The organism is Kitasatospora sp. NPDC059817 (genome assembly GCF_042731835.1).
Classification (GTDB): Bacteria; Actinomycetota; Actinomycetes; order Streptomycetales; family Streptomycetaceae; genus Kitasatospora.
Genome location: NZ_JBHWIR010000044.1, coordinates 31,321 through 39,064 on the forward strand (window position 1 = coordinate 31,321; position 7,744 = coordinate 39,064).

At 73.9% G+C, this 7,744-nt stretch carries 8 protein-coding genes; 1 reads left to right on the forward strand and 7 read right to left on the reverse strand.

Features of this window, described 5'->3' with window-relative positions; genetic code table 11:
• Window positions 1-144 precede the first annotated feature (144 nt).
• The 6 genes from ACFV61_RS12435 to ACFV61_RS12460 all read right to left on the reverse strand — a co-directional run bounded on the left by ACFV61_RS12435 (window position 145) and on the right by ACFV61_RS12460 (window position 5,657).
• On the reverse strand, window positions 145-1,044 hold the full coding sequence (locus ACFV61_RS12435) for a Gfo/Idh/MocA family protein (protein ID WP_380371513.1): 900 nt from the start codon (window positions 1,042-1,044) through the stop codon (window positions 145-147).
• 33 nt (window positions 1,045-1,077) lie between these two features.
• Window positions 1,078-1,746 (reverse strand): O-methyltransferase, encoded by a 669-nt coding sequence (locus ACFV61_RS12440; protein WP_380371515.1) that lies wholly within the window; start codon window positions 1,744-1,746, stop codon window positions 1,078-1,080.
• A gap of 117 nt (window positions 1,747-1,863) precedes the next feature.
• Window positions 1,864-2,529 (reverse strand): DedA family protein, encoded by a 666-nt coding sequence (locus ACFV61_RS12445; protein WP_363373283.1) that lies wholly within the window; start codon window positions 2,527-2,529, stop codon window positions 1,864-1,866.
• A 202-nt stretch (window positions 2,530-2,731) separates the two neighbouring features.
• Window positions 2,732-3,544, reverse strand: coding sequence for a class I SAM-dependent methyltransferase (locus ACFV61_RS12450; protein WP_380491501.1), 813 nt, complete (start codon window positions 3,542-3,544; stop codon window positions 2,732-2,734).
• Window positions 3,545-3,762: 218 nt separating this feature from the next.
• Window positions 3,763-4,557, reverse strand: coding sequence for a fused MFS/spermidine synthase (locus ACFV61_RS12455; RefSeq protein ID WP_363373491.1), 795 nt, complete (start codon window positions 4,555-4,557; stop codon window positions 3,763-3,765).
• A gap of 83 nt (window positions 4,558-4,640) precedes the next feature.
• On the reverse strand, window positions 4,641-5,657 hold the full coding sequence (locus ACFV61_RS12460; RefSeq protein WP_380428926.1) for an alpha/beta hydrolase: 1,017 nt from the start codon (window positions 5,655-5,657) through the stop codon (window positions 4,641-4,643).
• Between the two features lie 247 nt (window positions 5,658-5,904).
• Between ACFV61_RS12460 and ACFV61_RS12465 the strand changes: the two genes are divergently transcribed.
• A complete protein-coding gene (locus ACFV61_RS12465) occupies window positions 5,905-7,311 on the forward strand; it encodes a selenium-binding protein SBP56-related protein (protein WP_380491503.1) in 1,407 nt (468 codons plus the stop codon).
• Between the two features lie 54 nt (window positions 7,312-7,365).
• Here ACFV61_RS12465 and ACFV61_RS12470 read toward each other — a convergent pair whose 3' ends face one another.
• Window positions 7,366-7,683 carry a hypothetical protein gene (locus tag ACFV61_RS12470; RefSeq protein WP_380491505.1) on the reverse strand — a complete coding sequence of 106 codons (318 nt, stop codon included), beginning with the start codon at window positions 7,681-7,683 and terminating at the stop codon, window positions 7,366-7,368.
• Between the last annotated feature and the right edge of the window lie 61 nt (window positions 7,684-7,744).

Sequence of the window (7,744 nt, forward strand, 5' to 3'; positions counted from 1 at the left end):
TCGATGGTGGGGCCACACCCGCGCCACACCGGGTCCCCCCCGGTCATGTGGGGGCGCCGGGGGGGGGGGGGGGGTGCGTCTACGTTTGTCCCGGGGGGGGGCGCGTTGGGGTTGGCCGGCGGGGGCCCCCCCCGGGTGTCACAGCTACACCGCGACCGGTGCGCCCGTGGTCAGGGAGTGTTCGGCGCCGGCCAGGATTTCGACCACGCGCAGGCCGAACTCCGCGTCGCAGGGGTGTGGTTGGCCGGTGGCGGCCGAGGCCTGGAGGGCGTCCAGGGCGCGGTGCAGGGCTGCGGTCGGGCCCTCGCCGCGCTCGGGCAGGTGGGCGATGCCGTGCTCGCCGCGCAGTTCCAGGCCTGCGCCGCCGGCGCCGACCGGCGCGGTGAGGCTGAGCGCCAGGGTGCTGGAGGCGCCGGCGGCGTGCCGCAGCACCAGGTGGACGGTGTCCAGCGGGCCGGCCACCGCCGTGACCTGCGTCGCGTCGCCGAGCACCGGCAGCAGCACCGACAGCGCGTGCGGGCCGACGTCCCACAGCGCGCCCTTCTCCTCGCGCCACGGCGAGGCCGCGTACGGGCTGGTGCTGCCGGGGGCGAACACCGAGCCGAGCCAGTCCGAGCGGCCGGTGAACCAGCCGCCCAGGCCTGCCTGTTGCTCGATCCACGGGATCTGCTCCCCGCCGAAGCGGACGGTGAAGAAGACCACGGAGGCGACCTCGTGGGCCCGGACGGCCTCGGCCACGGCCTGCGCGTCCGGCACGGTCAGCGCGACCGGCTTGTCCAGCAGCAGGTGGCAGCCGGCCTCGGCGGCCCGTACCGCGAGGCCCGCCTGCACGGTCGGCGGCAGCGCGATCGAGACCGCGTCCACCTCGGCGAGCAGCTGGTCGAGGTCCGCGTAGCCGGGGACGCCGTACGCCCCGCCGAGGGCCGTGGCCGCCTCAGGCCGGCGGGCCCAGACGCCGGTGAACTCCAGCCCGGGGTGCTCGGCGAGGACGGGTGCGTGCACCCGCTCCGCCCAGGGGCCGGCGCCCAGCAGTCCGATCCGCACGATGTCTCCGTTCCTCCGTGGTACTTGAAAAATTCAGTTCTGCACGCGGGCCAGCGTGAAGCCGTCGTAGCCCTTGCTGCCGACCGTCTGCACCGACGTCGCGGTGACCCTCGGCTCGGCGGCGATCAGGTCGTGCAGGGCCCGGGTGCCGACCACCGCCGGGTTGGTGCTGTCCGCGTCGGCGACGGCGCCGCCGCGCACCACGTTGTCGACGATGATCAGCGAGCCGGGCCTGGTCAGCTGGAGCGCCCGCCGGAAGTACTCGGGGTTGCTGGGCTTGTCCGCGTCGATGAAGACCAGGTCGAAGGGCTCCACGCCCTGCTCCACCAGCGCGGCCAGCGAGTCGGCGGCCCGGCCGAGCCGCACCTCGGCGACCTTCTCCAGCCCTGCGCGCGCAATGTTCCCCTGGGCGACCTCGGCGTGCTTCGGGTCGATCTCCAGGGTGATCAGGGTGCCGTCCGCGGGCAGCGCCCGGGCCAGCCAGATCGCGCTGTACCCGCCGAGCGTGCCGACCTCCAGGATCCGCCGCGCGCCCTGGGTCAGCGCCAGCAGGTGCAGCAGCTTGCCCTGGTTGGGGGCGACGGCGATCTCCGGCAGCCCGGCCGCGTCGGCGGCGGCGGCCGCGGCCTCCAGCGCCGGGTCGTGCCCGACCAACTGCTCGGAGAAGTACGCGTCCACGGCATCCCACGTCGACTGGGTCATCGGGCCCTCCAGTTGTGCATGATCGGCAGGTACCCGCCGATGCTACTCCGAGGGCTCGACAGCCCCGCCGTGCTCAGTGCAGACGCCTCGTCACTGCGCTTACTGCGCTTACTGCGCTTATTCCGCGACGGGCGCCTTGGCGGCGGTCGCTGCGGCGGCCGCCTCTTCCGCCTCGATCTTGGCGTGGGTCTTGGCGGCCCGGCGCTTCATGAACCAGGCCGAGGCGCCGCCGACCAGCACCGCCGCGGCCAGGCCGGCCCAGGAGAAGCGGGACAGCCAGGGCTCGATGCTCTTGCCGACCTTGTAGACCAGCAGCGTCGTGCCGCCGGCCCAGACGATGCCGCCGAGCACGTTGGCGATCAGGAACTTCCAGTACGGCATCTTCAGCGCGCCGGCGAGCGGTCCGGCGAAGATGCGCAGCAGGGCGATGAAGCGGCCGAAGAAGACCGCCCACATCCCCCACTTCTGGAAGGAGCGCTCGGCGGTGGCCAGGTGGGACGGCCCGAAGTGCTTGGGGAACTTCCGTCCGAGCTTCTCGAACAGTGGCTTGCCGCCCTTGCGGCCGATCGAGTAGCCGATCGAGTCGCCGATGATCGCCCCGAGGATCGCGACCACCGCGATCCATTCCGGGCTCACCACACCCTTGACCGCCATCAGGGTGGCCGTGACCAGGGCGATCTCGCCGGGCAGCGGGATGCCCAGCGACTCCAGGCCGATGATCAGGCCGACCAGGGCGTACACCGCGGTCGGTGGGACGCTCTCGATCCAGGCGTCGATGTGCAAGGCCAGTACCTCCGTGGCAGGTCGGAGCCGGCGCGGCCCTCAGCGGTGCCGCGCGCCGATTCCGGCAGTTGTCCGATGGCGGCAACGCGGCCGCTTCCCCATAAGGGCAGCCTAACGTGCCGGGCGGCCTGTCCCCCCGGCCGATCACCCGTGGTTACGACGTGCGGTGGTGCCTCATGGTTCCCGCTTGACCAGCCGTTCTTCAAGATCCGGCAAAGCGAAGTGCGACCACGGACGGCCGCGCGTTCACCCGGCGCACGAGCGGCAGCAGGGCGCGGAGCAGGCCCCGCCCGCCCTCCGGGTAGACCTCGCGCACGTCGGTCACCGCCGGGTGCGCGCCGGCCAGCTTGCCGCGTTCGTCCGCGTCCATGCCGAACGGCATCGGCGGGGCGTGGTAGTGCCGGTTCCGCAGCTTGCCCTGGACGGACCGGGCGCTGAACCAGCGCGGCACCGCGTCCAGCACCATCGACCCGCCGGGGAAGCGCTCGGCGCAGGCCGCGATCAGTGCCCGCACCTCCTCCGGCCGCAGGTACATCAGCAGGCCCTCGGCGCAGATCATCACTCCGCGTGCCGGATCCACCTCGTCCATCCAGCCCGGGTCGGTGACCGGGCAGGCGAGGATCCGGCGCCGGTCGTCCGGCGGCAGCAGCCGCTCCCGCAGCGCGGCCGCCTCCGGCAGGTCCACCGACAGCCAGTCCGCCCGGCCGTTGTCGACCCGCCACGATTGGGTCTCCAGGCCGTCCCCGAGGCCGACCACGGTGCCGCGCGGGCAGCGGGTCAGGAAGTCCGCCACCTCACGGTCGAAGCAGGCCGCCCGCAGCGCCTGCAACTGGCTGACCAGCGCGCCCTCCCCGAAGCGCTCCGCGAACGGGAAGTCGATCCGGTCGACCAGCTCGACCGCCTTCGGGTCCTCCAGGACCGTGTCCGGCCGACGCGCCTCCACCGCGCGGTGCCACAGCGTCCACAACGCCGTCTCCGGCACCTCCGCCAACTCCGGCCGCTCCCCGCCGCTCATCGCTCACTCCTTCGGACGTGCTCCGCGCTGGACCTGCTCCGCGCCGGACGTGTTGCGCGCTCGGCGTGCTCCACGATCGACGTGCTCGACGCTCGACGTGCTCGACGCTCGACGTGCTCGACGCTCGACGTGCTCGACGCTCGACGTGCTCCACGCTCCGGCCTGAACCCGCCGATTCTGACACCCCGGACGCGGGGACGCTCGGGCCGCCGCGCCGCTCAGCCGATGCTGAACGCTCCGTCCGGCGGGGGCGGGGAGTCGGTGGCGTCGGCGTCCGTGACCGGGGCGGTGCGGCCGACCAGGGCGGCCAGGTCGGCGCCGTCGGTGAGGCGGGCCGGGAAGATGTCGCCGGCCAGCAGCCGGGTGAGCTCGGCGGCCGGGAGCGGGGCCGTCGAACCGGCGAGCAGGATGTTGCCGTACCGGCGGCCGCGCAGCACCGGGGCCTCGGCGACCAGGCAGGTGTACGGGAACACCGCGCCGACCGTCGCGGCCTGGGCCCGGGCGAAGGCCAGCGGCGGGCCGTCGGCCAGGTTGGCGGCGTAGCAGCCGCCGGGGCGCAGGGCGGCGGCGGCCAGCCGCAGGAACTCCACCGAGGTGAGGTGGGCGGGGGTGCGCGAGCCGTGGAAGACGTCCGCGATCACCAGGTCCCGGGTGCCGGGCGGGGTCTCGGCGAGGGCGGCGCGGGCGTCGCCGACGGTCGCGGTGATGTCCGCGCCGGGCCCCTGCCAGGGCAGGTGCTCGGCGACCAGGTCGAGCAGCGGCCCGTCCACCTCGACCACCCGCTGGCGCGAGCCGGGGCGGGTGGCGGCGAGGTAGCGGGGCAGGGTGAGCGCGCCGCCGCCCAGGTGCAGCACGTCCAGCGGCCGCCCGGCGGGGGCGAGGGCGTCGGCGAGGTGGCCGAGCCGCCGGGTGTACTCGAACTCCAGGTGGGTCGGGTCGGCGAGGTCGACGTAGGACTGCGGGGTGCCGTCCAGGGTGAGCAGCCAGCCGCCGTCCCGGTCGAGGTCCGGCATGAGCTTGGCGAAGCCGAGGTCGGTGTGGCGCCCGACCGGCACCGGCTCGTCCGCCGCCGCCTCGTGCGTCACCGACTCGTCCGTCACGCGCTCTCCCCCACGGCCTGAGCGTCCACGGCCTGGGCGTCCACCGGCCGGACGTCCGCCGGCCGGACGTCGAGGTAGGCGGCGAGCCAGCGGTCCAGTTCGGCGAAGGCCCGGGTGCGGGCGGCCTCGCCCGAGAGCACCAGGTCGTGCATGCCGCCCTCGATCCGGACGATGGTGACGTGCCGGCCCAGTCGCGGGCCCTGGCCGGCGATGTCGTCGGCGCGCAGCACGGCGTCCGCGTGGTGCAGGGCGTTGTGCCACTTGGTGGTCGTGATCGACCTGGTCGACGCCATCAGCAGCACCGGCACGTCGATGCCGAGCCCGTGCCGCAGCTGCCGGTGGCCCTGGTGGATGGCGGACAGCCAGCCCGCGTACAGCGGGAAGCCCTCGGGGCGCTTGAGGGTGAGGTCGAAGTCCCACTCGCCCTCGTGGTCCTTGTGCAGGCTGTGCGTGTAGTGCGGGTTGAGCGTCGACGGCAGCACGCGGGTGGGCGCCAGCCGTCCGATCGCGGTGACGGCCGGGCCGCCGACGGTCCGCACGGCGGGCGCGGCCGGCATCGACAGGAACGGGCTGTTCAGGAACAGCCCCTCCACCAGGCCGCGCCCCGAGCGCCGCCCAGCCCACAGCGCGCCGATCAGCCCGCCGGTGGAGTGCCCGTTCAGCAGCAGCCGCCGGTGCCCGTCCACCTCGCGGATGATCCGCACCGCCTCGTCGATCTCCTCGTCGTACTCGGCGAGGTCGCGCACGAAGTTCGGCGACTGGTGCGGGCGCAGGGAGCGGCCGTACTTGCGCAGGTCCAGGGCGTAGAAGGAGAAGCCGAGCGCGGCGAAGTGGTCGGCGAGGTTGGTCTGGAAGAAGTAGTCGTTGTACCCGTGGATGTACAGCACGGCCCGCTCCGCCCCCGGCACCAGCCGGCGCACCAGCGTCGCGCAGACCTCCCCCTCGGCGTCCGGCCGCAGTGTCAGCTCGGCCGTCTCGTAGGGGGCACCCAGGATGTCTTCCCGAAACTCCATCTGCGCCGCACCCGTCCTCATGCTCGACCTGCCGTCCGTCGCAGGTGATCCCGATCCAGGACCCCGACAATACCGGCCGGTAGCCCGGGGCTGCCTGCCGGGCACCGGTCTGCCGGGCGCCGGTGCGGCCCGGCCGTCCGCGCCTCCTGATCGCTCCCCGTGCGCCTGCTGTGCGCCGGTGGTCATGTGGAACGCTACCCGGACAGATCCAACTCCGGTTGTCACGCAGGCGAGTTGAGGAGAACACATGCCGCAGGCCGGCCGCACCGATCCGTCGCTGTACCGTTCGGCCGCCGAGGCGATCGCCGCGCCACCGGAGACGCTGGCGTACGTCGCCGGGTTCGACCGGGCCGGGGAGCGGCCGGACGCGCTGCTCACCGTGGACACCGATCCGGCGTCGACGAGCTACGGGAAGGTCCTGAACTTCGCCGAACTGCCGACGCTGGGCGACGAGTTGCACCACTTCGGGTGGAACGCCTGCTCCAGCGCGCTGGCACACGCCTGCCACGAGAACCCCGAGCGGCGCTACCTCCTCCTCCCGGGCCTGCGCTCCTCGCGGCTGCACGTGATGGACACCCGGCCCGACCCCGTCCGGCCGCGCCTCGTCAAGACCGTCGAGGCGGCGGAACTCGCCGCCAAGGCCGGCTACTCGCGCCCGCACACCCTGCACTGCGGGCCGGACGGGGTGTTCCTGTCCTGCCTGGGCAGCGGGGACGGGAACGACGGGCCCGGCGGGGTGGCGCTGCTGGACCACACCACCTTCGAGGTGCTGCGCGCCTGGGAGACGGAGCGCGGGCCGCAGCACTTCGCGTACGACGTCTGGTGGCACCTGGGGACGAACGTGGGGGTGACCAGTGAGTGGGGCACGCCCTGGATGGTGGAGGGCGGGGTCGTCCCGGAGCTGCTGCTGGGCCGCAAGTACGGGCACGCGCTGCACTTCTGGGAGCTGGACTCGGGGCGGCACCTGCAACGGATCGACCTCGGCGACCAGTACCAGATGGTGCTGGAGCTGCGCCCGGCGCACGATCCGCAGGCCGAGTGGGGCTTCGCCGGGGTGGTGACCAACGTCGAGGACCTGTCCGCCTCGGTCTGGCTCTGGTACCGGGAGGGCCCGGCGTTCACCGCGCGCAAGGTGATCGAGATCCCCGCCGAGCCCGCCAAGACGGAGGACCTGCCGCCCGCGCTGCAACCGTTCGGCGCGGTGCCGCCGCTGATCACGGACATCAACCTGTCGGTGGACGACCGCTGGCTGTACGTGTCCGCGTGGGGCACCGGCGAGCTGTTCCAGTACGACGTGTCGGACCCGTTCCACCCGCGGCTCGCCGACTCGGTGCGGCTGGGCGGGGTCGTCGCCCGCACCCCGCACCCGGCCGCGCCGGGGCGCCCGCTGAGCGGCGCCCCGCAGATGGTCGAGATCAGCCGGGACGGGCGCCGGCTCTACCTCACCAACTCCCTCTACGGCGCCTGGGACGACCAGTTCTACCCGGACGGCATCGAGCCGTGGATCATCAAGCTGGACGCCGACACCGAGGCGGGCGGACTGAGCGTCGACGAGCGCTTCTTCCCGCACGGCGCCGACTTCCGGGGCCTGCGGGTGCACCAGACCCACCTCGCGGGCGGCGACGCCTCCTCGGACTCCTACTGCTACCGGTAGGACGTCCGGCGGCGGGACGTCCACCGGCGGGACGTCCGGCGGCAGCACGTACGGCTAACGGGCGAGCGCCTGGTCGTAGCGGACCTGGGCCAGGGGCAGCCCGGCGGCGAGCAGTTCGGAGCGGACGGAGGCGACCATGCCGGCCGGGCCGCTGACGCAGGCGAGGTGCTCGCGCCAGTCCCCGGCGCCCGCGACGGCGTCGGCGAGCCGGCCGGCGGTGACCGGCGTGAGCGCCAACCAGGGCTTGTGCAGGCCGAGTTCGGCGAGGGCGGACCAGTCGTAGAGGTCGCCGCGGTCCCGGGCGCCGACGAACAGGTGGACGCGGCGGCCGCGCGGGCGCTGGGCGGCCTGCTGCTCGACGATGGCCTTCATCGGGGCCAGGCCGGTGCCGCCGGCGACCAGCAGCAGGTCGCGGGTGTCGTCCTAGGGTATC